The organism is Haloarcula pellucida (assembly GCF_014647235.1).
Classification (GTDB): Archaea; Halobacteriota; Halobacteria; order Halobacteriales; family Haloarculaceae; genus Haloarcula; species Haloarcula pellucida.
Genome location: NZ_BMOU01000002.1, coordinates 1 through 25,558, shown reverse-complemented (window position 1 = coordinate 25,558; position 25,558 = coordinate 1). Strand labels below are relative to the sequence as shown.

Here is a 25,558-nt window from a genome sequence, read left to right as displayed (position 1 = left end):
ACTGCCGGCCGGTCAGCCACGCAGGGTGGACTGAAAGGGGCCGGGCGCTGGAGGAAGCACGACGACGCGAGGACCGCAGGCCGACGGCCGAGGACCGCGGCGAGTCGCGCGACTCCAGCGTCCGGGGGCTTTCTGGCTGTACGCGGTAGCAGTGGACCATCCTAATCGTCGGCCTCCCCCGTCGAATCAGACGACCCATCCGCGGAACGGTTCGCCCAGTCGCCGTAGAGGAACGAGCGCTCGTAGTTCTCGCCGCCGACGGCGTCGCCGACGACGACCATCGCGGAGGCGCGGTACCCCGCAGCTTCCAGTTTCTCGCCGATGGTGGCGATGGTGCCCTCCACGACGTCCTCGTCGGGCCACGAGGCGTGGTACACCGCCGCGACGGGCGTCTCGGGGTCGTGACCGTCCGCCAACAGTCGGTCCATCGTCTCGCTGACGGCGTGCGTGCCGAGGTAGATACACGTCGTCACGTCGCCCATGCCGACGAACTCCGAGATGTGGTCCTCGTCTTCGCTCAGGGTCTTCCCCTGCGGGCGGGTAAAGGCGACGTGGTTGGCCACCTCGTTGAGCGTCAACTGCGTCCTGAGGGTGGCGCTCGCGGCGAAGGCGCTCGTGACCCCGGGGACGATGTAGGTCGGGACCCCCTCGTGTTCCAGCGCGTCCATCTGTTCCAGCGCGGCCCCGTAGATGGCCGGGTCGCCGCTGTGGAGGCGGACGACCGTGTCGCCGGCCTCGTAGGCGTCCCGCATCAGCGGAATCAGCTCCTCTAGGTCCTTGCCGATGGAGGTCACCGTCTCGGCGTCGGCACAGTACTCGTCTAAGAGTTCGCTGTTGACGAGCGACCCCGCGTGGACCACGAGGTCGGCGTCGGCGAGCAGTTCACGCCCGGCGACGGTCAGCAGGCGCGGGTCGCCCGGCCCGGCACCGACGAAGGGAATCCCCTCCTGTTCGTCGCCGGCGCTGTGGTCGTACACCCGGTCGTCGCGGTTGCCGGCGACCGAATCGATGGCGTCCTGCGGGTCCGTCTCGTCGCTCACTGTCGGTCACCCCCCGGCTCGTCGCCACACAGGACGCCTTCGGAACGTTCCTGTCGGGCGATATCCTGCGCACCGCCGTCCGAGACCAGACCGCTCTCGTCGCTCGCTTCGAGGAACGCGTCGGTCGCCTGTTCGACGCGGGCCTCGGGTTTCTCGGCGTAGGCCAGCGTGTAGTAATCCCGTTCGTCGATTGCCGTCGGGTCGTCGGTGACGAGCGTCTCGCCCTGTTCCATGAACAGGCGGCGGCCGTAGGTCACGTCGTAACCGGCCTCGACGAGGCCAGTGTGGGTCGACGGCGCGTCGGTCACCTTGAACAGCACCATGCGGTCGGGACCGGTCGGCGACCGACCGCCGTCGGCCTCTCTGAGTGCGAGACTGGACCCGGCGGTTATCTCGACGCCCAGCGCCGTCGCGAACGCGGTGACGGCGCTGACTCCCGGGACGACTTCGAGGTCGACCTCGGGGTGGAAGGCCGCGAGCGTCCGGCGGAGGTGGCCGAAGGTCGAGTAGACGTTCGGGTCGCCCAGCGTGACGAAGGCCGCGTCGCCGTCGCGGGCGGTCGTCGCTATCTCGGCGGCCGCCTCCTTCCACGCCGCCCGCAGTTTCTCCTCGTCGCGGGTCATCGGGAAGTCGAGGTCGCCGATGCGCGCCTCGGGGACGTGTTCGGTCGCCACCGACCGGGAGAGTCGGCCGGGCGAGTAGACCACGTCGGCGTCTTCGAGGGCGCGTTTCCCGCGGACGGTCACGAGGTCGGCCTGTCCGGGACCGAGGCCGACGCCGTAGAGCGTCATCGGTCGCCCTCCGTGCGGCCGCCGTCTGCGGCGACCGCCTCGCTCGCGCTCCCGACGAGCATGTACACCGGGTTCTGCGAGTCGAAACTCGTCGCGCCGGCGAGTTCGTAGCCGTGACTGACCTGGAACTGGAGAACCCCCTCCAGCAGGTCGCGGTCGCGAAACGCCTCGGTCGCCGCGCCGGCGACCTCCAGCCGTGAGACGTTCATCACGACGCGGTCGACGCCCGTCTCGACGGCGTGGTCGAGGACGGCCTCGTAGTTGCGCGACCCGCCCAGAAAGAGCGCGTCGGCGTCCGCTGGCAGGCCGTCGGGGGCCTCGGCTCCGCGCAACTCGACGTCGGCGCTCGTCTCGTTTGCCGCGAGGTTCTTCCGGGTCACGTCGAGACGGTCGGGCTTCCGTTCGAGGGCGGTGACCCGACCGGCGCGGCGCGCCGCCTCGACGGTGACCGCACCGGTACAGGACCCGACTTCGACGAAGTGGTCGTCCGCTGTGAGCGCGAGTTTGCTGGCGAGGACGGCCCGGACCTCCGATTTGGTCGGGCCTGCCTTCGCGTCGTGGGGAAGCGAGACGCGGGACATCACGCTATACAACTGCAGTAGCGCCTAAAACAATTTTGGTTGTATTAGTGCAAGTCGAGGTTGGTTACTCGTCCAGCCACCGCCGGCCGTGACGGTACAGCACCGCGAGGGTCAGGCCCCACAGCAGGTGGCTGGCGAGCGTCGTGGCGGCGACGTTCGGCAGCGGTGCGGGGATGCCGACGAGGCGGAGCCACAGGGGCATGACCAGACCGGCCGCGACCAGCCACAGCGCCACCGCCCAGCCGACGGCAGTCCCGTAGTAGCGGACGCGGGCGTCGACCGACCGCGGGACGAGTTGGACGAGTCCGGCGTACGTCAGCCCGAAGACGACGCTGTGGAACTCGTGGGTTATCCAGCCGACCGTGGCGTCCGTCGTGCCATAGAGCGCGCCGATAATGGGGACGGCGCCGCCGAGGACCTGCATCAACAGCCCCATGACCGCCCCCGCCAGTAGCGACGCGCCGGCGACGAGTCCGAGTCCGCGGCGCGAGAGTCCGTAGGATGTCCTCGGGTCGGCCCCGGTGGCGGCGTCCGTATCCGCCCGGCGTAAGGTCAGCGTGACAGTCGTCCCGGCCTCGTCGACCGCCGCGTCGACGCGCCCACCGTAACTGCCCGCGAGCAGGCGGACGAGATTCAATCCGAATCCGGTCGAACGCTCCTCGTACACCGCGACCTCGCCCCGGTCGACGAGTGCCTGCTGGTCGGCGGGGAGTCCGGGACCCTCGTCCGCGACGGCGATGGCGACGGCCGACTCGTCGGTGGTCACTCGGACCGCCACGACCGGCGCCTCGGCGTCGTCGTAGACGACGGCGTTCTCGACGAGATGGACCAGCGCGTCCTCCAACAGCGGGTTCGCCCAGACGGTGGCGTCCTCGGCCGTGGAGACGTCGGCGGTGATTCGGGCGTCGGGGTACCGCTGCCTGACAGTCTCCATGGCCGCCACCACACAGTCGGCCACCGGTATCGCGTCGAGCGCCCCGACCGCGTCCCCGTCGCGGGTGATGTGTTTCACGTTCTCGACGGTGGTCGCCACGTCGTCGGTCCGGCGCTCGATGGCGGCCGCGGAGTCGACGTCGTGGGTCCGCTGTAACACCTCCGCGCGGCCGCGGATGACGGTGACGGCGTTGAGTACCTCGTCGCGAAGGAGGCGCGTCACCATCTCCAGCCGACCGGTCTGGCGTTCGAGTTGGCGGCGCTGGCGGGCCGTCTGTGCCGCGTAGACGCCCGTGAGCGCGCCGCCAGCGCTCCCGCCGATGAGGAAGTTCGCGAGGTACGTCTGTGAGCGGACCGGTTCCATCGCGAGGTTCGTGTCGTTGGCAACGAGCGTCAGGACGACGAGGACGAGCATCGCCCCCACGCCCGCGACACACCACACTGCCACCGTGCGGACGAACGACCGCTCGAAGTCCCCGACGGCGAGGGCGACTCCGAACACCGAGAGTCCGAGCCCCAGCGCTAAGGGCACGAGACCGCCGACGAGGAACCGGAGCGGGTCGTCGTACGCCGCGAGCGTCACGGTGAACCGCGTCAGGAAGAAGCCGAGGGCGGCGACGACCAGTCCGCTCGGGGAGACTCGTCGGGAGAGAGAGGAGACATCCATAGTGAGCGTCGACGGCCAGTCGCTGACCGCCTCAGTTACACGTAGTTAGATGTATGACTGTTGATAAGTGTTGCCCCAAACTGTGCGCTGGCGGTCAGAACTCGTCGGCTCTGGGCGCGGGAACGCTGCCGTCGTCGGCCTCGGGCGCGTCGAGGTCGAACTCCGCGCGCAGGTCGCGGATGCGGTCGCGGATGTCCGCGGCGAGTTCGAACTCCAGATTGTTGGCGGCCTCCTGCATCCGCTCTTCGAGTTGGTCGACGCGGCGGGCCGCCTCGTCCTCGTCGGCCGGCCCGTCGCCGGCCACGTCGCCGGTGTCGGTCTTGCTCCCGGGGAGGTTCGTCTCGCCGACTTCCTTCTCGATGGTCGTCGGTTCGTAGCCGTGTTCCTCGTTGTACTGCTGCTGGATGCGGCGGCGGCGCTGGGTCTCCTCGATGGCCGACTGCATGGCGTCGCTCCGGTCGTCGGCGTAGAGGACGACTTCGCCGTTGACGTTTCGCGCGGCGCGACCCATCGTCTGGACCAGCGTCGTCTCCGAGCGCAGGAACCCCTCTTGGTCGGCGTCGAGGATGGCGACCAGACTCACCTCGGGGATGTCCAGTCCCTCCCGCAGGAGGTTGATACCGACGAGGACGTCTATCTCGCCCAACCGGAGCGAGCGGATGAGTTCGTGGCGCTCCAGTGTATCGGTCTCGTCGTGCATGTAGGCCACGTCGACGCCGGCCTCTTCGAGGAACTCCGTGAGGTCCTCGGCCATCCGTTTGGTGAGGGTGGTGACGAGGATGCGTTCGTCCCGTTCGATACGGTCGTCGATGCGGTCCATCAGGTCGTCGACCTGTCCGGTGGCGTCGGCCACCTCGACGGCGGGGTCGACGAGGTGCGTGGGTCGGACGATCTGCTCGACGACCTGCGCACTCTCCTCGCGTTCGTAGTCGCCGGGCGTCGCCGAGACGTACAGCGTCTGGTCGGTCTTCGCCTCGAACTCCTCGAAGGTGAGCGGACGGTTGTCGAACGCGGTGGGGAGGCGGAAGCCGTTCTCGACCAGACTCTCCTTGCGCGATTTGTCGCCCGCGAACTGGCCGCGAATCTGCGGGATAGTCTGGTGGGACTCGTCGATGACGGTGAGGAAGTCATCGGGGAAGTAGTCAAGCAGGGTGTAAGGTGCTTCGCCGCTCTCGCGGTCCGAGAGGTGGACCGAGTAGTTCTCGATGCCCGAACAGTAGCCCGTCTCCCGCATCATCTCTAAGTCGAACGTGGTCCGCTCCTCGATGCGCTGGGCGGCGACGGCGTCGCCCTTGCGGTCGAAGTAGCGGATGCGTTGTTCGAGCAGTTCCTCTATCTCCTCGATAGCCCGCTCCAGTCGTTGCTCGGGAATCGAGTAGTGTTCGGCCGGGTGGATGAGCGCGGCGGGTTCCTCGCGGACGACCTCGCCCTGTAGCGGGTCGACCTTCAGCATCCGGTCTATCTCGTCGCCCCAGAACTCCACGCGCAGTGCGTAGCGGCCGTACATCGGGTATATTTCCAGCGTGTCCCCGCGCACGCGGAAGGTGCCCTGCGTGAAGTCCACGTCGTTGCGCTCGTAGTTCAGGTCGACCAGACGGCCCAGCAACTCGTCGCGCTCTATCTCCTGTCCCACTTCCAGCGAGAGGGACATGTCGACGTAGTTGCGCGGGTCACCGAGGCCGTAGATGGCCGAGACGCTCGCGACCACGATGACGTCGTCCCGGGTGAGAAGCGACCGGGTCGCGGAGTGTCGCAGGCGGTCTATCTCGTCGTTGATGGAGGCGTCCTTGTCGATGAACGTGTCCGTCTGCTCGACGTAGGCCTCGGGTTGGTAGTAGTCGTAGTAGCTGACGAAGTACTCGACGGCGTTGTCCGGGAAGAGGTTCCGGAACTCCTCGTACAACTGGGCGGCCAGCGTCTTGTTGTGGGCGATGACGAGCGTCGGTTGCTGTATCTCCTCGATGACCCACGAGACGGTGTTGGTCTTGCCCGACCCCGTCACGCCGAGCAGGGTCTGTCTGTCCATCCCCTGCCGGTAGCCCTCGGCCAGTTGCTCGATGGCCTCGGGTTGGTCCCCGGCGGGGTCGAACGGCGCGTCGACGCGGAACTCGCTGTCGGCGTCCGGGCGGTCGATGGAGAGGGGGCCTCCGGCGTCGCTCATTGTGTGGGGGTAGGGCTGGAGCGACTTGAGGCTAGCGAGGGACCGAGTGAAACGAGGTCCCTCGGGATGAGCGAGCGGCGAAGCCGCGAGCAGTAGCGAGGGTCTGAGCGAAGCGAAGACCCTCGACGAAGCGCAGCGGGGAGCGAAGCGACGCGGTGACCGGAGACCGACGAGTGATGACGAGTTACATCATATCGGTATGTAGTGCTACGTGCGTGAGACGGTCCCTATAAATCATATTTACAGTAGGATTTTATTACCCCGAATTACGGCGCATTTACCATGTCAGGCACCGATACAGGTGGGGGAATAAGCCGAGTCGTCCCGGACGTGGTCCGGCGGCGGTTTGTCCGCAAGTACTTCGGCATCGTCGTCGTGGCGATGCTGTTGACGGCGGTCGTCGGCGTCGCCCTCGGCGCGAGTGCGACGGCGACGCTGAACGGACAGGTCGAACAGCAGGTGGCGTCGACCGCGGGGTTACAGGCTGACAGTCTCGAAGGATGGATCGACGGGTTGCGCCACCAGACGCGCACCATCTCGGAGGCCCCGCCGTTCCAGACCGGTCGGACCGACGGGGTGGCGGCGTACCTGCTGAATCGACTGCAGAACGCCCGCTCGGACATCGTCGCCATCCACTACGTGAAGAGTAGCGACGCGACGGTCGTCGAGAGCACCGAACAGGGGATGAGCGGGACGGACCTGCAAGCGGCGGGCGTGCCGTGGGCGACGCGGACCGAAGAGATAGACGCGACGACGGACACCGTCTCGACCGTCGTCGTCGCGGACACGCCCTACGAGTCGGCCACCGACGAGACCGTGGTCGCGTTCATCAGTGCGCCGCCGCAGAACACCGAACACGTCGTCGTCGTGGAGGCGGCGCTGTCGGCCGGGGGCGCGTTCCAGCAGACCACCGAAGGGGCGTTCACTACCGTCCACAACGGGGACGAGTCGCTGGTCTACGGGCAGGACCACGCCGACGCACCGGTACCCGACGGAGCGATAGGGAGCGAGTCGACCGGAGTGGCGGCGCTGTCCGGGTCCGTCGTCGGCTACGCACCCGTCGAGGGGACGGACTGGACCGTCGCCACGCACGTCCCGTCCCGACAGGCCTACGCGCTCCGTGACCAGTTGCTGACGACCATCGCCGCCCTCGTCCTCGTTCCGCTGGTGGTACTGGGCGCGGCGACGGCCGTCTTCGGTCGGCGGACCGGGTCGGCACTCGAACGACTGACGAAGAAAGCCGAACGGATGGAGGACGGGGACCTCGACGTGACGTTCGACCGCCAGCGGGCGGACGAAATCGGTCGACTCACCGCCGCGTTCGGGAACATGCAGGCCGCGCTGAAAGAGGAGATAGCGACGGCCGAGCGGGCACGCGAGAAAGCGGAGGTGTCACGCGCGGAGGCCGTCGCGATGAACGACTACCTGCAGGAACGGGCCGACGAGTACTCGGAGATACTGGCGCGGTGTGCGGCCGGTGACCTGACGGTCCGGATGGACCCCGACGGCGAGAACGACGCGATGGACCGAATCGCCGCGGACTTCAACGAGACGCTGTCGGAACTGGAAAAGACGACCGGTCAACTCAAGCGGTTCGCCGAGGAAGTCGCCGAAACCGGCGAAACCATCGAATCGAGCGCTTACAGCCTGCAGGACGCCTCCGAGCAGATAGCCGAGTCCATCCAGACCGTCTCCATCGACACCGACGACCAGCGAGCGAAACTGCAGGCGGCCACAGAGGAGATGGACGCCGCCGCCGCGGCGCTCGAACGCCACGCCGACGAGCGAGACATCGACGTCACAAAGCCGATAGCGAACGTCGAGCGCGCGGCGGCGACGCTGTCAGACGTCGCCGAGGGCACCGACCAGACGACTGCCGAGGCCGAGACGGTGGCGGGGGCCGCCGAGGAGCAGGCCGCCGAACTGACCGAGGTGACCCAACAGGCCGATAAACTCCGGCGGTACGCGACACCGCTCGGCGACGTCCTCGGTCGGTTCAAGACCGACGCGGAACGGGAGTTCTACTTCCCGAGCGGTCCCGGGAACGTCGAGGACGCGCCGGCACCGGAGGAGTAGCGAGCGGCGAAAACAGCGAGGGACCGTCGGTCCCTCGGGCAGTCGGGCGGCACCGTCGCCAGACGACGAAGTGAGCGGCCCTCGAAGACGCACAGCGGCGAAGCCGCGAAGAGAGCGCGGACCGTCGGCGTGACGCGGCGACCCGAGGGTCTCCGGAGAGCAGTGGCGAAACGGGGCTCAACAGACCGGCTTCGGGTTGACGCCCAGTTCTTCGAGCGTCTCGAAGTAGTCGTCGTAGGCCGCCGAGACGACGTCGACGGCGGCGGTTTCGGCGGCGTCCCAGTCGTCTCCGTCGGCACACGTCTCGTCCAGCAGTTCGGCGGCGTCCTCACGCAGGGCCTCGACGTCGTTGCCGGCGCTCCGGAACGTGCTGGCGGTCTGGGGGTCGGCCTGTCCCGTGAAGAACCCGGTTAGCTGGCCCTTCGTCTTCTCGTCGACGAGCGTCCAGCCGACGAGGCCGCCCAGTCGCTCGACGGTGTCGGTCAGGTCGGAGAGCGCGTCGTGCATCGCGAAGTCGCGGTCGGCCGGGTCGGCGCCCACCCCGTCCAGTCGGCCGGCGGCGTCCTCGGCCGCATCGGCAAAGAGGCCGGCGGCCGCGGTGTCGCTCTCGTCGTCGGCCCACGCCGAGAAGGTGTCGTGGGCTGCCTGCTCGCGCGCGGCAGCGGCCGCACGCACGGCGGCGGGTTCCATCTCGCCGCGAGTGTCGGCGTACAGCGTCTTCGAGGAGCCGAGTCGGGAGAGTTCTGTCTGCTGGTCGTCGCGGACGGATTCGATGAGATCGTCGGCGGTCATAGGGGCGACTCCGCCCGGCGCGGGCTTGAAACCGTCGGACCTACCCGTGCCACGCGCCCCGGCGCTGCTCGTAGCTGGCGTCGGTGAGACGGGCGGGCAGGCCGTCGTCGCCGAGGACGCCGAGCAGTTGCCGGGCGACGTGCCAACTGGTCGCCTCCGTATCGAGGTCGACGAGCAGAATCTCGGCGCGCGTGTACGTCTCGATAGCGCCGTCGCGGTCCGGGTCCGCCCCTTCGACGAGCAGGCAAGAGCCCGCGTCGCTCCGGCACTCGCTCGACGCGACAGGTCCGACCACCACGTCAGCGTCCTCGGGGGCCGCCACCAGTTCGACGGAGACGTTCGACGGGACGGCGCCGTCGGCACCCTCGGTCACGTACGCAAGCGCGTAGGCCACCTCCTCGCGGTAGGCCGCCCGCTCCTCGGCCGAGAGACTCTCGTTTCGAACCGCGACCGTCAGCGTGGTGTCGTTCCACGGGACCGGGCGCTCGCTGGCGTTCGGTCGCGGGAGGGTCGCCAGCGTTCGCTGGTGGCGCATCACGTCTCTCGGCGGGTCGCCGTGGCGCAGGCCTAGCAGGTGCCCCACCTCGTGTTCGACGATCAGTCGCGTCGACTCGTCGGCGAAGCCGCGTCGTATCGACACCTCTGCCGGGCGGTCGACCCGCGTGGAGGCGGTGAGCCGCGGCGCACACCCCGCGGAGTAGTCGGACTCGCCGCAGTCGGTGACCGTCTCGACGAAGGTTATCTCGACGTCGGGCGGTCCTTCTGTGGGCGTCTCGCCCGATTCGAGGACGCGAAAGTCGACGGTGAAGCCGGCGTACTCCGGTGCATTCGCTTCCCAGTAGGCCAGTCCGTCCGCGGCGAGCGCTCGCTCGCGGGCGGTTCCGTCGACGGCGACGGTCACCGTCTCGTTGGCGAACGGGTGGCCGCGCTCGACGAGTTCCGACGTCGAGTCAAGCGCCTCGGACGCGGCGCTACACCCGGCCAATCCGCCCAGCACCAGACACAGCGCTATCGCACCCGCCAGTCGTCGGTCCATCGTCTGTTGGTCGACCTGTCGCTATTAGTCGGTTCTGGCCACAAATCGGCTGCGGGGAGTAAGCCCCCTTCTGTTCGGGCCGGCATTCGGCTCAGCGGCCGCGTCCAGCGCTCGCGCGCGGTACCGGACTACCTGTCGACGCGGCCTTGCACCGGTGAGGATTCGCCGTTCCATCGGTCCGTCACAGGCGTCGGACACCGGACGGTGCCCCACGGTGGCCCTCGGTGGGTTATCTCTCCCTCGCTTCCGGGTCGAGGCGGTGTCACCGCCTCGAATCGCGGCACGGAGTGCCGCACACGCCCCGTCGCTCGGGATTCGCGCACCTCATCGGTCCTGTGACGACGTGTCGTTGCTGTTCCATAGCCGACGGTCTCCCGCCCCGGACTTGCGTCCGGTCACCCGTCCAGCAGGTGGGGGGACTTTCCTCATGCCTCTCGGCACGGGAGCCGGCCTCCCGCTGCCGGGCGAACGTAGGCGACTGCCGCCGATAAGGCTTACCACCCCGTCCCGCGACGAGATATCGTGCGTTGAGTCGTCCCACATGCTTTTCATGTCAGGGGTATTCGCATGCGTCAGACAGCAACTGTGGACGCGAACCGAGTGCTATCGGTGACGCTGGCACTCCTCTGTGTCGCGAGTTTCGGTCTATCGGCACCCCTGCTGAGTTCCGGGCCAGTCGCGACGCCGTCGGCCGCCGGAGCGGGACCGTCCGGCGACGCCGTCGGCGCATCAAACGGGGACAGCGCGGCGACGCCACCGTCCGGGGGGCAGTCGAGCGACGCCGACAGCCAGCCGACCGGAGACAGACAGAGCGGGGACACCAGCGGGACCGACGGGGCGGACGACGAGAACAGTGCGGAGACGAGCACGACGTGGGACGAATCGGGCCTCGAAGGAGCGCTGTCACAGTCCGCGGACGGCGGCCTCGGTGCCCGAAGTCAGTCCGAGACAGGGACGTCCAGCGGTGAGAGCGGACAGTCCGGAGCGGGCGGGTCCGGCGGATCCGGGTCGGCTGGAGCGGCCGGTGCGGTCAGCAACTGCACGCGGGCCGACGCCGCTCGACTGGGCCTCAACGACCCCGCCGTCGTCGCCGACGTGGTCGGCCAGACCTGTGCCATCGGCCCGCAGGAGGACCCCTACTGGCGGACCGTCTCCTACGCGCGCTACACCGGGTCGGGGTGGCAGGCGAGCGACGCGGAGCGGTCCCGGCCGGCGAGTGACTACCCGCGGGCCGGACAGCAGGTGCGCCTTCGCTATACGGTCGTCAACCAGACGGCTGCCGTCCCCGTGCCGTGGCGACCGGAGGGCGTCGACGGCCTCGACGCCGACGGCGTCGCGACGACGGGCGCAGGGGTCGAACCGGCCTCGGCCGCGCTTCCGAACGGGACCACCTACACCGCGACGGCGACGCTCCCCGGATGGTCCACCGAGGACCTCCAGACGGCCGGGCGGGCGTACCCAGCGGACGTAGAGCGGCGCTACACGCAGATGCCCGCCGACACGCCCGACCGCCTGCGGACGCTGACCGACGAGGTCACGCGGAACGCGACGACGCCGTACGAGCGTGCGATACTGATCGAGCAGTGGCTCCAGACCGAGAAAGCCTACTCGACGCAGATAGTCCGGCCCTCCGAGCACTACGCGACGACGTTCGCGACGGAGATGGAGCGGGGGTACTGCATGTACTTCGCGAGTACGATGGTGGCGATGCTGCGAACGCAGGGCGTCCCGGCCAGATACGTACAGGGGTACGCGCCCGCCTCGGGCCGGGCCGACGACGGGAGCCTGCGGATAGACCGCTCGAAGGCCCACGCGTGGGTCGAGGTGTACGTCCCCGAAACCGGGTGGGTCACCTTCGACCCGACGCCGGCCGACCGGGAGGCACTCCGGGAGTCCGGGACGACGCAGGCGAGTTTCGACCGCCCGGAGACGGACCCGAACTTCGCACGGACCGACGCCGACCGAGTCCGACAGACCGCGGCCGACCGGCCACCGGAAGTCGACGCGGACGTGCGACTCGACGGCCGGGTCGTCCCGGGCAACGAGATACAGGTCGTCGTCACGCTCGGCGGCCAGCGACTCGGCGACGCGCTCGTCACGTTCAACGGCGAGGCCATCGGTCGGACGGACGGTCTCGGCCGTGTGGACGGCGTCGTCCCTTACGCCACCCAGTTGAACGTGAGCGTCTACAAGGCGCTACGGCAGGCCGAGGGTGGCGACAGCGGGAGCCAACAGGGCGGGTCCGAAGGGAGCCAGTCGGGTGACGACGGCCAGCAAGGCGACGGTGGAAGCGGAACACAGAGCGAATCCGGCGGAAGTGGCGCCGGCCAGTCGCCCTCGGCGGCCGCCGGGAGCAATCCCGAATCGGTCGGCCTCGGCGGTTCGATAACGATTCCCGACTCGAAGGTCCTGTACCACGTCGACGTCGTCGCGGTCGAGAACACCAGCGAGGGCGACGAGACGAACGCCCTCTCCCGTGGGTCGTTCCCCGACGAACGACCGTCGCCGGAGTTCGCCCAGCAGACCGGCGACGGCGGCGGCCGAGAACTGAACACGACCATCGGTCTCTCCTCGATAGCGCGCCGGACGCCGGGGACCAACGCGACGGTTCGAGCCGAGATAGAGGGGGTTCCGGTCGCCGACGCGACGGTCCGCGTCGACGGCGTGGCGGTGACCACGACGGACAGCGACGGCACCGCCTCCGTCCGAATCCCGTATCAGGAGTCGTTCACCGTGACGGTCACGCGCGGCGACGCGGAGGGAGCCCGGACCTACGACGACATCGACACCGACGTCGACGTGACCGCGTCCGGCCTCTCGAACGCGACGACGCAGACCCCCGGCACCGAGACCACCGTTCGGGCCGCTATCAACGGCGTTCCGGTCCCGAACGCGACGGTGCGAGTGGCCGGCGACATCGTCGGCCAGACGGACGCCGACGGCGAGTCGACGGTGCGAGTGCCCTACTACGAGCAGTATCGAATCGTGGTCCGGCGGAGCGGGGCCGACGGGGCAGCGGCGTTTCGCGGCACTGACCTGAACGTCTCGCTCGACGTCGGCGAGGCCCGCCGGCCCGGCGAGACGGTTCGGGTGGCTGCCGCCGTCGACGGCGTGCCGGTCCGGCAAGCGACGGTCACCATCGGCGGACAGCGGGCGGGGCGTACCGACGACGAGGGCGTCGCCGTCGTCACGGTACCGTACGTCCGCGACGGCCCGCTGACCGTCTCGCGGGGCGAGGCGACGGCCGAACGGGCGTTCGCCGTCCGCTCGAACACGTCGCTGACGCTGGCACGGGACCCCGTTCCCGGCCAGCCACACCGCGTGACGGCGACGCTGGCCGGCGACCCGTTCCGCGGCGCGACGGTCCGCGTCGACGGCGAGCGACGGGGGCGGACCGACGAGAACGGGACGGCGACGGTGACGGTGCCCTACCGCGAGCGGCTGAACGTGACCGTCAGGCGCGGCGAACTGAGCGCCGCGGCGGACGCGCCGCTCCCGACCGCGATCAACGTCTCGCTGGAGGGGCGAGCGATTCCGGGACAGCAGGTGACCGGGAACGCCACCATCGCCGGCCATCCGGTCCCGAACGCCACCGTCCTGCGGGGTGACACTGCCGTCGCGCGAACCGACGCGAACGGGCGTTTCGTGGCGACGGTCGCGCTACTGCCGCCGCGGCCGTCGTTCCAGCGGACGGTCCAGCGGGGGGCCACACGCGGGCACACCACTGGGCCGCTGTGGCCCTTCTACGGCGGCGCGGCGGCGCTCCTCGTCGGTGCCGTGGTCGGCCTCACCCGGCGGTACGGACTGGTCGGACAGGCCGCTCGCGGCGGGGCGGCGACGGCGGGGCTGACCCGGCGGACGGTTCGGTGGGTCGTCGACGCCGTCCTCGCGGCCGGTGAGATGGTCGCAGCCGTCGGTCGAACCCTCGTCGACGCCGCCCGCCGAGCGAGCGCGCGAATCGAGGAGGCCATCAGACAGGCACCGACGGTGGTCGCCGCGCTCGGGACGCTCCTGACCGCGCTGGCCGCGTGGCTCCGCGGCCTCCCGGCGGCGCTCCGTGCGCTGCCGGGCCGCCTCCGGGCCGCGCTCGCGGCGTCCCGTACCGCCGGGGGCGCGGACGACGCGGCGACGACGGAGGCCGGACTCGTAGCCGCGGCCGCCGCCGACCCCGACGCGCCCGACGAGACGACGATAGCGACGGTCGTCGAGGCGTGGGTGGAACTGGCCGAGCGGACGCCCGGGGCCTCGCTGACGGAGACGCCGATTCGGGTCGCCTCGGCGGCGAAGTCCCACGGCTATCCGTCCGAACGAGTCGAGCGGATAACCGACGCCTTCCGCCACGTCAGATACGGCCACTACCCGCTTGACACCGACACCCTCGCGGCGGTCACCGAGGCCGCGACCGACCTCGGAAGTGACGACGACGGGGCAAGCGACGGCGCCGCGGCGACCGAGGGGGGAGACGCGTGATCGGAACGGTCTTCCGGGTGTGTAAACTCGCCGTCGTCGTCGGCCTCGTCAGCGCCGCGTCGACGGCGCTGCTCCGACCGGCGCTGTATCCCCCGCAGTTCCAGCGGGCGCTCGCGCTCGTCCCGACGGACTCGGCGTTCGTCTGGCTGGGACTCGGGACCGTCGCCGGCCTGTTCGCCGGGACCGTCGCCGTCTTGCAGGCCCCGACCCGCCGCCCGGCGTTCGACGTCTCGGACCCAGAGACGGCGGCCGCGAGCGACGAGGGAGTGATGCAGCGGGACCTCGACGAGCGCATCGAACGGCTGCGAACCGAGGGGACCCGAGGCGACCTCGACCCGGCGCTCCTGCTCGAAGACGTCCGCGAGGCGGCGGTCCCGCTCGTCGCCGACGCGTATCAGGAACGCCCCGAACGGGCGCGAGCGCGGATCGAATCCGGGGAGTGGACCGACGACGCCTACGCCGCGGCGGTCCTGAGTCCCGACCCCGAGTTCCGGCCGTCGCTGCTGACACGGGTCTGGGAGTGGTTCCTCGGCGACAGAGCGGCCGCCCGTCGAATCGGACGCGTCGAACGGGCGCTGTTGGCGCTCGCGGAGCGAGACCGACAGCGGGAGGGTGACGGATGACCGATCCGACGGCAGAGCGGACCAACCGCTATCGCCACCTCGTCGGCGCGATACTGGTCCCGGTCGTCCTCGGTGTGGCCCTCCAGTCGCCCGTCGTCTACGCGACCGGCGCGGTCCCCATCGTCTACGTGCTCTACGGCGAACTGACCACGCCCGACCCGGCGACCGACCGCCTGTCGGCCGAGCGAACGCTCGACCCCGAGACGCCCGCGCCGGGCGAGTCGGTCACGGTCACGCTCTCGGTCACCAACACCGGTGCCGACGCCGTGACCGACCTCCGCGTGGTCGACGGTGTCCCCGGGGAACTGGGCGTCACCGAGGGGAGCCCCCGGAAGTCGCTCTCGCTCGGCGCCGGGGAGACGGGGACGGTCGCCTACGACGTGATCGCCAAGCGCGGTACGCACGACTTCGGCGACCTCACCGTCGCCTCCGTGGGCCTGAGCGGCGAGTACGACAGCAGAGGGACCGTGCCCGTCGAGACGACGCTCCGCTGTGAGGTGCCCGTCGAGGACGTGCCGCTGACGAGTCAGACCGCCCGGCGGGCCGGCCAGATACCGACGGACATCGCCGGCGAGGGCATCAGTTTCCACAGCACCCGCGAGTACCGGACCTCCGATCCGGCCCGACGCATCGACTGGCGGCGCTACGCCCGCACGAACGAACTCTCGACGGTCGAGTACCAGGAGGAACACGCCGCGACGGTGGTCCTGCTGGTGGACCGGTCGGCGGCCGCCGATACCCGGACGGAAACCGACCGGCCGACCGGGTCGGAACTGTCCCTGTACGCCGCCGAGCGGACGTTCTACGAACTACTGGCCGGCGGCAACCGCGTCGGCGTCGGCCTCTACCCCGATCGAGTTCGGGCGCTCGACCCCGGCGTCGGGGCCGACCACGCCGCCACCGGCCGGGAGCTGTTTGCCGACGCCGAGACGGTTGCGGACCGCAGTTCGGTGTCGCCGGAGCGGGACCTGCTGGCGTGGGTACCGGCCTCGGCACAGGTGGTCCTCGTCTCGCCGCTGCTCGACGACGAGATGGTCGCCCTCGCGAAACGACTCGCGGCCCACCGGCACGACGTCAGCGTCGTCTCGCCGCGACTGGCCGCGACGACGACCGTCGGGAAGGCGGTCAGCACCGCCGAACGGGCACAGCGCGTCCGGGTGCTAGAGGAGAGCGGTGCCCCGGTCGTCGACTGGGACCCCGACGAACCGCTCCGTCTCACGCTGGAGTCGTTCGTCAGGAGGTGGCTCTGATGGGCGGTCACGACCCCCGACCGCGGGTCGGCGGGACCCTGCTCGCCGCGGGTCTCGCCGCGCTCGTCGCCGCCGTCAGTATCGGCTCCGTGGCGACGGTCACGCTGACCGCCGGCTGCCTCGGCGCGGCGGCGGTGCTGGCGGTGGCCGCGCGACTCACGGACAGCGAGACGCGCGTGGCGACACTCGTCGGGAACGTCGCCGCGCCGGTCGGCTACGCCGCCGCCGTCGGTCTCGTCTGTTACTGGTGGTACCTCGGGTTCACCGACGGCGGGGTGTCACAGCCGCTCGTGGGTGTGAAACTGCTCGTCCTCCCCGGCCTCGGTCTGTTCCTCGTCGTGGTGGCGTTGGCCCGCCAACTCTCCTTCGTCGAGGACAGCGAGGGGACCGGTCTCGCCGGCACCCACCGTTCGCTGGTCAGCCAGTCGATCCTCGCCGTCGCACTCGTTCCCGTGGTCGGATGGGTGGCGTACCTCCCGCCGACCCTGCGGCCGACGGCGGTCGTCTCCGTCTGGGAGCGACTGATCGCGGCGCGGGCCGAACCAGTGCTGGCGACGACGCTGGTGCCGGGACTGGTCCTGCTGGTCGTGGTGCTGTGGCGGTTGCTGCTCGTCCGCGTGGAAGCGCTCGACCTCCGGTCGCCGCCGTCGGCCCGCGAGGGCCGTGACTGGGGGCGCTTCGGCAGCAGTCTGGTCGGTCTCGGCGCACTGGTCGCACTCGTGGCCATGTTCGTCCGCCTCGGGTCGCCGACCGTCGGAATCCCGTTCCTCGTCGGCCCGCCATTGCTCTATGACGGCCTCGCCGTCGCCGTCCTCCTCGAAGCGGGCCTGCTCGTCGTCACGTCCGTGCTGGGCCTGATACGCCGTACGCAGAGCGACACGCTCGCGAATCTGGCGACGGAACAGAGCGGGACCGCGGTCGTGGCCGTGGCGGCGTTCACCGCCCCGTTCCCGTCGCGGGCCGCGCCCGTCGTCGACAATCTGGTCCGCACTGTGGACCAGCTACCCAACGAACTCGCGGTCCGGGCACTACTTCTCGGAGCCGTCGGCCTCGCGCTGTTCTCGCTGGCGCTCACCCTGCGGTTGCTTCTCGGCGTGGCCGACGGGTTCACGCGGAGCGAGGGGCACACGGCGCGGGTCCGTGGCGCCGCGGCGCTCCTGTATCTGGGCGTCGTCTTGCTGGCGCTCCGGCACGGCCGGCCGCTGCTGGCACTGGGCGGTGGCGTCGGCGCGGTTCTGATCTGGGACGTACAGGAACACGCCATCGTCCTCGGGCAACAGGTCGGGCGACGGCTAACCGTGACGCGACCGGAGGGAGCGCACTTCGTCGGCAGTCTGCTCGTCGGCGGGGTCGGTGCCGGCGTCGGTTACGGCGTCACCGCGGCCACCGACCGCTCGCTCGCCTCGGCGTTCCCCAGCGTCGTCCTCATCGGGACGCTGGTGCTGGCGATTCTGCTCGCCCTCCTGTGGCTTCCGCGGGTCGAGGCCGACTGACCTACTCGGCGCCGTCCACGTTGGGCACGTCGAGTCGCTCGACGAGTTCCCGGACGATGGCCCGTTTGTCCCGGTCGTCCATCCGGGCCTGTGCGGTCAGGACGAGACGGTGGGCCAGTGCCGCCGGCGCCACCGTCGTCACGTCGTCCGGCGTCACGAAGTCCCGGCCATCGAGGACGGCCCGCGCGCGCGACACCTCGAACAACCGCTGTGTCCCGCGCGGCGAGACGCCGGTGTCGACCGCCGGATGTGAGCGGGTCTCGCGGGCGAGGTCGGTGATGAACCAGCGCAGGTCGTCGTCGACGGTCACCGACTCCGGTAGGCGCTGTATCCGCGTGATCTCCTCGGTCGTTACCACCGGATCGACGGTCGGTGTCGACGACTGTCGGTCCGCCCGTCGGTCGATGAGGTCCTTCTCGCCGCTCCGGTCCGGATAGCCGATGGAGTCTTTGAACCAGAAGCGGTCGACCTGTGCCTCCGGCAGCGGGAAGGTCCCCTCCTGTTCGACCGGGTTCTGCGTGGCGATGACGAAGAAGGGGTCCGGCAGGTCGTGTTCCTCGCCGTCGACGGTGACCTGCCCCTCCTCCATGGCTTCCAGCAGCGCCGACTGCGTCTTCGGCGGGGCACGGTTTATCTCGTCGGCAAGCACCACGTTCGCGAAGATGGGGCCGGGGACGAACTCGAACGTGCTCTCGGCGTCGTTGTAGATGTTCGACCCCGTGATGTCCGCCGGCAGGAGGTCCGGCGTGAACTGGATGCGCGAGAATTGGAGTCCCAGTGCGTTCGCGAAACTGTTCGCCGTCAGCGTCTTGCCGGTCCCCGGCACGTCCTCCAGCAGGACGTGCCCGCCCGCGACGACGCTCGTCATGATGGTCTCCAGAAACGCCCTGTCGCTGATTACCGCGGCCCCCACTTCGTCGATAATCGACTGCGTGTGCGTTCCCGCTTCGGCGACGTCCATATACTGTTGGACGAACGGACCCGGATATACGTACCGACGGTTTCGAGGAGTGTGGCCCTCGCGCGTGACCGTCGAATCGCCGAACGGGTTGATCGGGCAGGTCGTCGGAGAGTGGCGTTCGATACGAAATCGACGGTCCCGAAAACATAACGTAATCGCCCTCGACGCCCCCGTATGCGCGACCGCATCGCGGCGTTTTACTACGCCAACCTGTACGGTGAGTGGGAGTCGATGACACGCTGGGTCTGGGTGTACGGCCACGTCTCCATCCTGTTCGCGACGGCGCTCGCCGGGTATTCGGTCGCTCGGGAGCGGTATCTGTTGGCGCTGTTGCTGGTCCCGTTCCCAGTGGTGTACCTCTACAAGCGTTACGAGAAGGCGAAGACGTACACGGTACAGGCGGATACGCCGGTCTGAGACAGAAGCGTGCGAAGAGAGGCGGCCTGCGATGCCGAGCGAGTCGCCTCAGTCGTCCGAGGGCAGGGGCTCGCCGTCGCCGTTCGTCGGCGCGGGCGAGGACTGCATGTCGTCGTCCTCGACGTAGGGGTACCACGTCATCTTCGTGTTGTGCATGTACGGGTCGTGGTAGTCCGTCTCCTCGGGTTCGACGAGGTCGGCGAGGGTGTCCTCGTCGCGCGCCTCGACGAAGTCACGGAACGTCTCGCCGTCCTCGCGGCGGTCTTTGAAGTTGTTCACGAGGTTCTTGATGGCGCCGGGCACCTCGTCGGCGGGGACGCGCATCTCCACCCAGTCGGCGAAGCGCGGGTCCTCGCCGAGGCCGCCGCCCAGACCGATGTCCAGGGCCTCGACCGGTTCGCCGTCCTTGCGCGTCTTCATGCCGCGCAGGGAGACGTCGGCGATCTGGGGCTGGGCACAGGAGGCCGTACAGCCCGAGAGGTGGATGTGGAAGTCCTCGTGGTCGGCCGGGAGTTCGACGTTGTCCTTGAGCCAACGGGCGTAGCGGACCTGTCGGTTCTTCGTCTCGACGATGGAAAGCGAACAGAACTCCGTGCCCGTACAGGCGATGGAGCCACGCATGAACGGCGAGGGCTCGGGGGAGTAGTCTTCCAGCAGGGGTTCGCTCTTGAGGTCCTCGAGGTTCTCCTCGGGGACGTCCATGATGATGACGTTCTGGCGCTGGGTCAGACGGACCTCACCGGAGCCGTACTCCTCGGCGAGTTCTGCGAGTTCCAGCGTGTCGTCGGCGCCCATCCGGCCGACGAGGACGTTCAGGCCGACGTAGTAGTTGCCGTCGTCCTGTTCGTGGATGCCGACGTGGTCGTCGTGACCCTCGTTGCCGCCGGAGTTGTAGGTGTACTGGTCGCGCATGTCCTCGCCCGCCGTCTCCAGTTCGAAGTCGACGAACTCGTCTTGCAGGACCTGCCGCATCTTCTCGGGGCCCCACTCGTCGACGAGGAACTTGATACGGGCGTTGAAGCGGTCCTCGCGGTCGCCGTACTCGTTGAACAGACCGGACATGCCGGCGGCGACGTCGGCCGCCTGCTCCGGGGGCACCCAAACGTCGATGTCGCGGGCGAGGCGGGCCTCCTTCCGGGAGAGCCCACCGCCGACGCGGATATTGAAGCCGAGTTCGCCGTCCTTCTCGGCCGGTTCGAAGGCGAGGTCGTTGATGTCGCCCTGCCCACAGCCCTCGTCGCAGCCGGTGACGGCGACCTTCCACTTCCGGGGGAGGTTCGCGTAGTCGTCGTTGCCCTTGAACGTCTCGTTGAGTTCCTCGGCGACGGGCCACGCGTCGATGTGTTCGTGCTTGTCCTTGCCGGCGACCGGACAGCCGACGATGTTCCGCCAGGAGTCACCGCAGGCCTGCTGGGTCGAGAGGCCGACGGACTCCAGTTTGTCGAAGATCTCCGGGATGTCCTCTAGCTTGATCCAGTGAAGCTGGACGGACTGTCGGGTCGTCCAGTCACAGTAGGCGTCGCCGAACTCGGGGTTGTCGGCGGGACCGGTGGCGTACTCCTTCGCGACGTCGCCGATGACCTCGAGTTGGCCGGGCTTGATGACACCGTTCGGTGTCCCGATCCGCATCATGAAGTACGACTCCTGCCCGGAGCGCTGGTGATACAGACCCCACCACTTGAAGCGCTCGAACCAGGCGTCGTGTTCGTCCTCGGGGATCGACTCCCAACCCTGCTCTGCGAACTCGAGAAGATGCTCCCGAATCTCGTTACCGTAGACGTCGTCTTTCCATTTCTCTACTTTGCTCGGCATGGCTGATTGTGTACCATCACTAGATACCCAGCCTTATACGACACGCTTTGCCGTCAACCGTCTCCCCCACTCCCCGAAACAGGACAATGTTGCCTAATCCGCCGTGCGGGCCAGACGGGTGCGCTTCTCCGGGAAATGAACGCTCTCGTGGACGACACCGTAGAAATCCCCCGACTTCGGGTCTACGACGCGACCGACGGTCAGCCAGTCTGTGATACCGCTCGCACCACACGCGATACACTGCCCCGCGATGCGAGCCTCGATGTCCGGGTGGTCGACGCCGACCTTGACGAACCCCTCGGCGAGGAAATCGGTCGTCTCACAGTCACAGAAGTCACTTCGCGCCAACAACCACAGATCCGAGACGTTCACCTCTCTGGAGTCGTTGACGGATATCCACGCCCCGTCGTCGAGCTGATGAACGTCGGTCGTCATTACATCTCATTAGGCCCCCCGACTACCTGAGGGCGTCGGCGCTCGCAATTTTCGCCGGGGTCGGACCGAACCCACTCCCGTCTGGCGCCCCCTGTGTCGAGCTATCACGAATCACGTTCTGTCAGGTGTCGTACAAGGTAGCTGCACGCGTTGCCGGTAAGCCGCAGTGCGGGTCACAATTACAGGAGAGTGCGCCCTTATGATGGTAGGTCTATTACGAAGGGATACCGACACGCGGCGACTCGGGTCGCCGTGCCAACAGAAACGATGACGAACGCACAACAGACGCACGACGAAACCGACGCCGAAATCGACGAACCGTCCACCGACCACCTCGACAACGTCGAGGACGGCTGTGGCTGTACGGAGATCTGGGAACACATGAGCGAAGAGCGCGAGAGCGCTTCGGACGACTAACACCTGTAACTCCTTCGAGACATTCGCCACCGAAGCGACGGCGTTCTCGATAGGCGTACAGGCGGCAGTACGGCCCCGGACGGGATACTTTTGTGCGCTGGCCGCGAACGAGGAGACGATGCCAGAGGACGAGCCGTCGACCGACCGCGAATCACCGGTCGGGAAGCCGGTCATCCGTGGTGACCCGAACTTCACCGGCCAGCACGCCGACGAGGCCGTCGAATTCAACCCCGACGACCCAGCGAGCCTCGAACTCGCCGCAGAGACCGTTCGCCGCTTCTCCGAGAACACGGCCGGGGCTGACGACAACGTCTACATGCTCCGTGGCGCAGCGGCGTGTGCAGCGCTCGTCCGCGGCGAAGGGTCGTACAAGGCCGCCGCCGAACGGGCCGGTGGCGAGGCCACCGTCTCGTTCATCCGCAAGTGGTCGCGTGTCCACGACCTCCCGCGCTCCATCCGTATCCACGTCGCCAAGGGCGAAATCGCTCCGACGGCGGCCAAACACATCGCCCGGGTCGCCGGCGAAGCCCGCTTACTGCTTGCGTGGGCCGCACTCGACCACGACCTGACGGTCCGGCAGATCCGCTCGGTCGCGAGCAACGTCAACGACGGCGCGAGCATCGAGGACGCGTTAGCTTCCGAAGGCTACCAGTTAGGCCGTCTCACCGTCACCATCGACGTCGACGCCTACTGCAAACTTCGACGGCGTGCGGCCCTCGACGCCACCGACCCGAGCACCGTCGTCACCGACGCACTGGAGACGACGCTCGACGACGGACCGTAAGGCCTTAATCGCCACTCCCCCCACCGACTATCGAGGGCCGGTAGCTCAGTCAGGCAGAGCGTCTGGCTTTTAACCAGATGGTCGGGGGTTCAACTCCCTCCCGGCCCGTGCAACGAACTGATGAGCGCAGCGAGTCAGTAAGTGAACCGGCAGGAAGGAGTTGAACCCGGGGAGTCACAGCGGCCCACCGTCTCCACTCGGTTCAACTCCCTCCCGGCCCGTGCAGTGAACCGATGAGCGGCGCGAATCGGTGTCGAGCCACGTATGCCGCGGCGGGAGGCTTCTGAAGACCGGTTGATTTACCACGCTTACCACCGAGCGGTCGCATATGAGCACACTCACCGAGCGGTTCGGGACTCCACTCAAACCCTTTGGCGTCGCCGCCGGGACGTTCCTCGTCCTCGCGGCACTGGGGACGATTGCCGGCGCACCGTGGACCACCCACGCCACGATGGCGAGCGCAGTGCTACAGGTCGTCGGCGTGGTACTGATGGCCATCGTCGGCGCCGGGCTCGCCTACCTCGCGCTGGCGGACGGCGAATAAGCCACGAAAAGCGTTCTTCTGCAGTCAGCCGCGAGTCGGGAGGTACGCCATCCCCAGCATCAGGACGGCCGCGATGCCGGCGAGGATGGAGACGCCCCAGAGCCCGTTCTTGCGCTCGTGGAAGTACTCCTGACTGTCGAGTTGCTCCTGATAGGTCGGGTACTCGTCGACGCTGACCAGTTGCACCGAGTCGTGGTTCGGGAAGTGGGCGAAGTACTGCTGGCCCTGCAGCGTGACGTTCCCACCCTCGGTGAGTTCGACAGTGCGGTTACGGGGTGCGACCCACGTGACGGTCGCGCTGTCTGTGGACACCTGCGACAACGTGGTCTGCTGGACGCCACTGTCGCTCTGGTAGGGGATGGTCTCGGACTGCTGGTAGGTCCGGGTCTCCGGTTCCGGAAGCCACTCACTGACCGGCTGGAGCGTTCCGTTCTCCTCGTAGACGACGTACTGCGTGCCGTTCTGCGTCGCCAGCGAGTCCTCGACTGCCGGGTCCTCGATCACGAGTTGGGAGGCGTTTAACTGCTCGGTGAACGTCACCGTGTTGGACTCGTTGCTCGTCGTGACCTGATAGGTGGTGTTGTCGATGCTCGTCGTCGACCCGTTCTCTACGGTTCCAGAGTACTGCCAGGAGTCGTTGGTCCACGACAGGTCAGCGACCATCGAACCGCCACCACCGCCACCGTGACCGCCACCACCACCACTCGACATGTGGATGTTCGAGGCAGTGTACGTCGTTCCGTCGACGGTGAACGTAGTATCGTTTGTCAAGTTAGCGTTCGCTTCGAGTGACACCTCCGGCCGCTGGCTCTCCGCGACGCCAATGTACGCGTAGGCTGCGACACTGACGACGAGGAAGAACGCGAAGTATGCCGCCGCGGCTCGTCGTTGCATATCCGGACGGTCAGTCGGCGCGCGGTTTAATGATTACTTTTCGACCCCACGATGAACGCGTAGCGCGCCAATCAGTAACAGCGACCCACGGCAACCGAGACTGGCGGCCGAGAATACACCCGTCGCTCGCTGTGCAGGCGTCCAAGCAACATTTGCCGGCTGTGAACACTGTCCTCGACGACTGCTGGCGTACCGGCGCCGACCCATCGCCGTCCGCCGGAAGCCGCTGACGACAGTCGGCAAACAGACGGTCGATGAGTATGACACTGCCGACGTTGTAGCCCGTTCCACGAACGTCGTAGTCACACAGTGACCCCCGCGATGGCCGCATCGGTTGTCGAACGGGCCGTCTCGCCAACTGCCGTACCGATAACCGCGAGCCCGATCGTCTCGCAGAACGACCGTCGAAACGCCATACCGTTCTTCATCTGCCATGAGACGGGATATAGACGCAGTAAGACCGGCGAACAGGTGGGACGCCACCCGAACGGATCGTCACGACTCTTGCCAGTACGAAAAGCGTACGGCCTCAATCAAAAAGCCAAGGGCCGGATTTGAACCGGCGATGGGCGGCTCTGCAGGCCGCTGCGTTAGGCCGGACTCTGCCACCTTGGCGCAGTTAGGTATAATGAAGTCGGTCGCTTAAGGGTAGCGAATTCGTCTAGCCCTCTCCCTCGGATTGTCCGGGTTCGCCAACACCCTCCACCGGGACAGCGTTGAAAATAGAGGTCTGTACGTCCTCTGCAGAATCGAACTGTTCGCTCTCGATACGGTCCAGTACCTCCGACATCGATTCCGACCCATCGGCATAGACGAGCGTCACGTCGCCGAACTTCGACTGCACCATCTCGGCCGAGAGCGGATACGACGCCTCCCCGAGGAGGTCCGTCAGTTCGTTCAGTTTGACTTCGCGTGGCATACAGATGTCTCTCTTCGTGGTCCCATAGTTACCTGCAGCCTATGATNTGAAAGTATGAATGGTGGCGGCGAACCAGATTTCCCAGAGGCTCGCGCACTCCAGTACTCCCTGGAACGCTGGCGGGCTTATCTTCCGTGTTCGGGATGGGTACGGGAGGCAACCCCGCCGCTATGGCCGCCTAACGCCGAGTCGTGGAATCGAACCACGAAATCACCAGTCTCGGTCGAATAACCTTGTCTACGTGCGATCCAGTTTGCGCCTGGACTCGTTCAGTCAGCTCGATGGCTGAACTGCGAGTCACAGTGCGTATGAATGATGGCTTCGAGCGCTTAGTGCTCGTGGGCTCAACACTTCGTTACCTCAGTGCGTACACCCCGAGTCTATCTACCCTGTCTTCTACAGGGGCTCTCTGCGGTGTCTCTTTTCCAGGTGGGTTTCGAGCTTAGATGCGTTCAGCTCTTA

The 25,558-nt window shown here is 67.9% G+C and carries 21 protein-coding genes, 2 tRNA genes, 2 rRNA genes and 1 other RNA gene; 10 read left to right on the top strand and 16 right to left on the bottom strand.

The features are described from left to right. Positions 1 to 161 precede the first annotated feature (161 nt). From IEY28_RS06795 to uvrB, 5 genes are all read right to left on the bottom strand, one after another. Positions 162 to 1,040, bottom strand: a complete 879-nt coding sequence (locus IEY28_RS06795; RefSeq protein ID WP_188995750.1) for a cobalt-precorrin-4/precorrin-4 C(11)-methyltransferase — start codon at positions 1,038 to 1,040, stop codon at positions 162 to 164. Next, positions 1,037 to 1,831 (bottom strand): cobalt-factor II C(20)-methyltransferase, encoded by a 795-nt coding sequence (locus IEY28_RS06790; protein ID WP_188995749.1) that lies wholly within the window; start codon positions 1,829 to 1,831, stop codon positions 1,037 to 1,039. The genes IEY28_RS06795 and IEY28_RS06790 overlap by 4 nt, the downstream gene beginning before the upstream one ends. Continuing rightward, positions 1,828 to 2,412 (bottom strand): precorrin-6Y C5,15-methyltransferase (decarboxylating) subunit CbiT, encoded by a 585-nt coding sequence (gene cbiT / locus IEY28_RS06785; RefSeq protein WP_188995747.1) that lies wholly within the window; start codon positions 2,410 to 2,412, stop codon positions 1,828 to 1,830. Before cbiT ends, IEY28_RS06790 begins: the two co-directional genes overlap by 4 nt. Before the next feature lie 64 nt (positions 2,413 to 2,476). Then, positions 2,477 to 4,012: an ATP-binding protein gene (locus IEY28_RS06780; RefSeq protein ID WP_188995745.1), complete on the bottom strand. Its 1,536-nt coding sequence runs from the start codon at positions 4,010 to 4,012 to the stop codon at positions 2,477 to 2,479. Positions 4,013 to 4,106: 94 nt separating this feature from the next. After that, positions 4,107 to 6,173 carry an excinuclease ABC subunit UvrB gene (gene uvrB / locus IEY28_RS06775; protein WP_188995743.1) on the bottom strand — a complete coding sequence of 689 codons (2,067 nt, stop codon included), beginning with the start codon at positions 6,171 to 6,173 and terminating at the stop codon, positions 4,107 to 4,109. 282 nt (positions 6,174 to 6,455) lie between these two features. On the opposite strand from uvrB, the gene IEY28_RS06770 reads away from it, so the two are divergent. Then, complete coding sequence (locus IEY28_RS06770) at positions 6,456 to 8,249, top strand: HAMP domain-containing protein (protein ID WP_188995741.1); 1,794 nt, start codon at positions 6,456 to 6,458, stop codon at positions 8,247 to 8,249. A gap of 177 nt (positions 8,250 to 8,426) precedes the next feature. Here IEY28_RS06770 and IEY28_RS06765 read toward each other — a convergent pair whose 3' ends face one another. From IEY28_RS06765 to rnpB, 3 genes are all read right to left on the bottom strand, one after another. Further along, positions 8,427 to 9,041: a rubrerythrin family protein gene (locus IEY28_RS06765; protein ID WP_166966898.1), complete on the bottom strand. Its 615-nt coding sequence runs from the start codon at positions 9,039 to 9,041 to the stop codon at positions 8,427 to 8,429. Between the two features lie 40 nt (positions 9,042 to 9,081). Further along, on the bottom strand, positions 9,082 to 10,077 hold the full coding sequence (locus IEY28_RS06760; protein WP_188995739.1) for a zinc metalloprotease: 996 nt from the start codon (positions 10,075 to 10,077) through the stop codon (positions 9,082 to 9,084). A 47-nt stretch (positions 10,078 to 10,124) separates the two neighbouring features. Further along, positions 10,125 to 10,539, bottom strand: an RNA gene (rnpB, locus tag IEY28_RS06755) — RNase P RNA component. Positions 10,540 to 10,644: 105 nt separating this feature from the next. On the opposite strand from rnpB, the gene IEY28_RS06750 reads away from it, so the two are divergent. The 4 genes from IEY28_RS06750 to IEY28_RS06735 are packed head-to-tail and all read left to right on the top strand — an operon-like array spanning position 10,645 to position 17,913. After that, positions 10,645 to 14,547, top strand: coding sequence for a transglutaminase TgpA family protein (locus tag IEY28_RS06750; protein WP_188995737.1), 3,903 nt, complete (start codon positions 10,645 to 10,647; stop codon positions 14,545 to 14,547). Next, on the top strand, positions 14,544 to 15,170 hold the full coding sequence (locus tag IEY28_RS06745; RefSeq protein ID WP_188995735.1) for a DUF7269 family protein: 627 nt from the start codon (positions 14,544 to 14,546) through the stop codon (positions 15,168 to 15,170). Before IEY28_RS06750 ends, IEY28_RS06745 begins: the two co-directional genes overlap by 4 nt. Continuing rightward, positions 15,167 to 16,420, top strand: a complete 1,254-nt coding sequence (locus IEY28_RS06740) for a DUF58 domain-containing protein (RefSeq protein WP_188995733.1) — start codon at positions 15,167 to 15,169, stop codon at positions 16,418 to 16,420. Before IEY28_RS06745 ends, IEY28_RS06740 begins: the two co-directional genes overlap by 4 nt. After that, a complete protein-coding gene (locus IEY28_RS06735) occupies positions 16,420 to 17,913 on the top strand; it encodes a DUF7519 family protein (RefSeq protein WP_188995732.1) in 1,494 nt (497 codons plus the stop codon). The genes IEY28_RS06740 and IEY28_RS06735 overlap by 1 nt, the downstream gene beginning before the upstream one ends. 1 nt (position 17,914) lies before the next feature. Here the strand turns inward: IEY28_RS06735 and IEY28_RS06730 are convergent, their stop codons facing one another. Next, entirely contained in the window at positions 17,915 to 18,874 is a 960-nt protein-coding gene (locus IEY28_RS06730) for an AAA family ATPase (RefSeq protein ID WP_188995730.1), read from the bottom strand. A 174-nt stretch (positions 18,875 to 19,048) separates the two neighbouring features. Between IEY28_RS06730 and IEY28_RS06725 the strand changes: the two genes are divergently transcribed. Then, a complete protein-coding gene (locus tag IEY28_RS06725) occupies positions 19,049 to 19,291 on the top strand; it encodes a hypothetical protein (protein ID WP_188995728.1) in 243 nt (80 codons plus the stop codon). A gap of 48 nt (positions 19,292 to 19,339) precedes the next feature. Here the strand turns inward: IEY28_RS06725 and IEY28_RS06720 are convergent, their stop codons facing one another. Continuing rightward, positions 19,340 to 21,103 carry a nitrite/sulfite reductase gene (locus tag IEY28_RS06720; RefSeq protein ID WP_188995726.1) on the bottom strand — a complete coding sequence of 588 codons (1,764 nt, stop codon included), beginning with the start codon at positions 21,101 to 21,103 and terminating at the stop codon, positions 19,340 to 19,342. Between the two features lie 93 nt (positions 21,104 to 21,196). Next, positions 21,197 to 21,538, bottom strand: coding sequence for a DUF8134 family protein (locus tag IEY28_RS06715; protein ID WP_188995725.1), 342 nt, complete (start codon positions 21,536 to 21,538; stop codon positions 21,197 to 21,199). Between the two features lie 252 nt (positions 21,539 to 21,790). On the opposite strand from IEY28_RS06715, the gene IEY28_RS06710 reads away from it, so the two are divergent. From IEY28_RS06710 to IEY28_RS06695, 4 genes are all read left to right on the top strand, one after another. After that, positions 21,791 to 21,955 carry a hypothetical protein gene (locus IEY28_RS06710; protein ID WP_188996909.1) on the top strand — a complete coding sequence of 55 codons (165 nt, stop codon included), beginning with the start codon at positions 21,791 to 21,793 and terminating at the stop codon, positions 21,953 to 21,955. Between the two features lie 118 nt (positions 21,956 to 22,073). Further along, the gene (locus IEY28_RS06705; protein ID WP_188995724.1) at positions 22,074 to 22,739 is read left to right on the top strand and encodes a DUF7119 family protein; all 666 of its coding nucleotides are present in this window, start codon (positions 22,074 to 22,076) and stop codon (positions 22,737 to 22,739) included. Positions 22,740 to 22,773: 34 nt separating this feature from the next. Next, positions 22,774 to 22,847, top strand: a tRNA-Lys gene (locus IEY28_RS06700). 220 nt (positions 22,848 to 23,067) lie between these two features. Further along, positions 23,068 to 23,283, top strand: a complete 216-nt coding sequence (locus IEY28_RS06695) for a DUF8123 family protein (RefSeq protein WP_188995723.1) — start codon at positions 23,068 to 23,070, stop codon at positions 23,281 to 23,283. Between the two features lie 24 nt (positions 23,284 to 23,307). Here IEY28_RS06695 and IEY28_RS06690 read toward each other — a convergent pair whose 3' ends face one another. The 5 genes from IEY28_RS06690 to IEY28_RS06670 all read right to left on the bottom strand — a co-directional run. After that, complete coding sequence (locus tag IEY28_RS06690) at positions 23,308 to 24,177, bottom strand: hypothetical protein (protein WP_188995722.1); 870 nt, start codon at positions 24,175 to 24,177, stop codon at positions 23,308 to 23,310. 539 nt (positions 24,178 to 24,716) lie between these two features. Then, a tRNA-Cys gene (locus tag IEY28_RS06685) sits at positions 24,717 to 24,792 on the bottom strand. Positions 24,793 to 24,838: 46 nt separating this feature from the next. Beyond that, on the bottom strand, positions 24,839 to 25,096 hold the full coding sequence (locus tag IEY28_RS06680) for a DUF5789 family protein (RefSeq protein WP_188995721.1): 258 nt from the start codon (positions 25,094 to 25,096) through the stop codon (positions 24,839 to 24,841). 59 nt (positions 25,097 to 25,155) lie between these two features. Then, a 5S ribosomal RNA gene (gene rrf / locus IEY28_RS06675) occupies positions 25,156 to 25,278 on the bottom strand. A 127-nt stretch (positions 25,279 to 25,405) separates the two neighbouring features. After that, positions 25,406 to 25,558, bottom strand: a 23S ribosomal RNA gene (locus IEY28_RS06670); the annotation flags it as partial.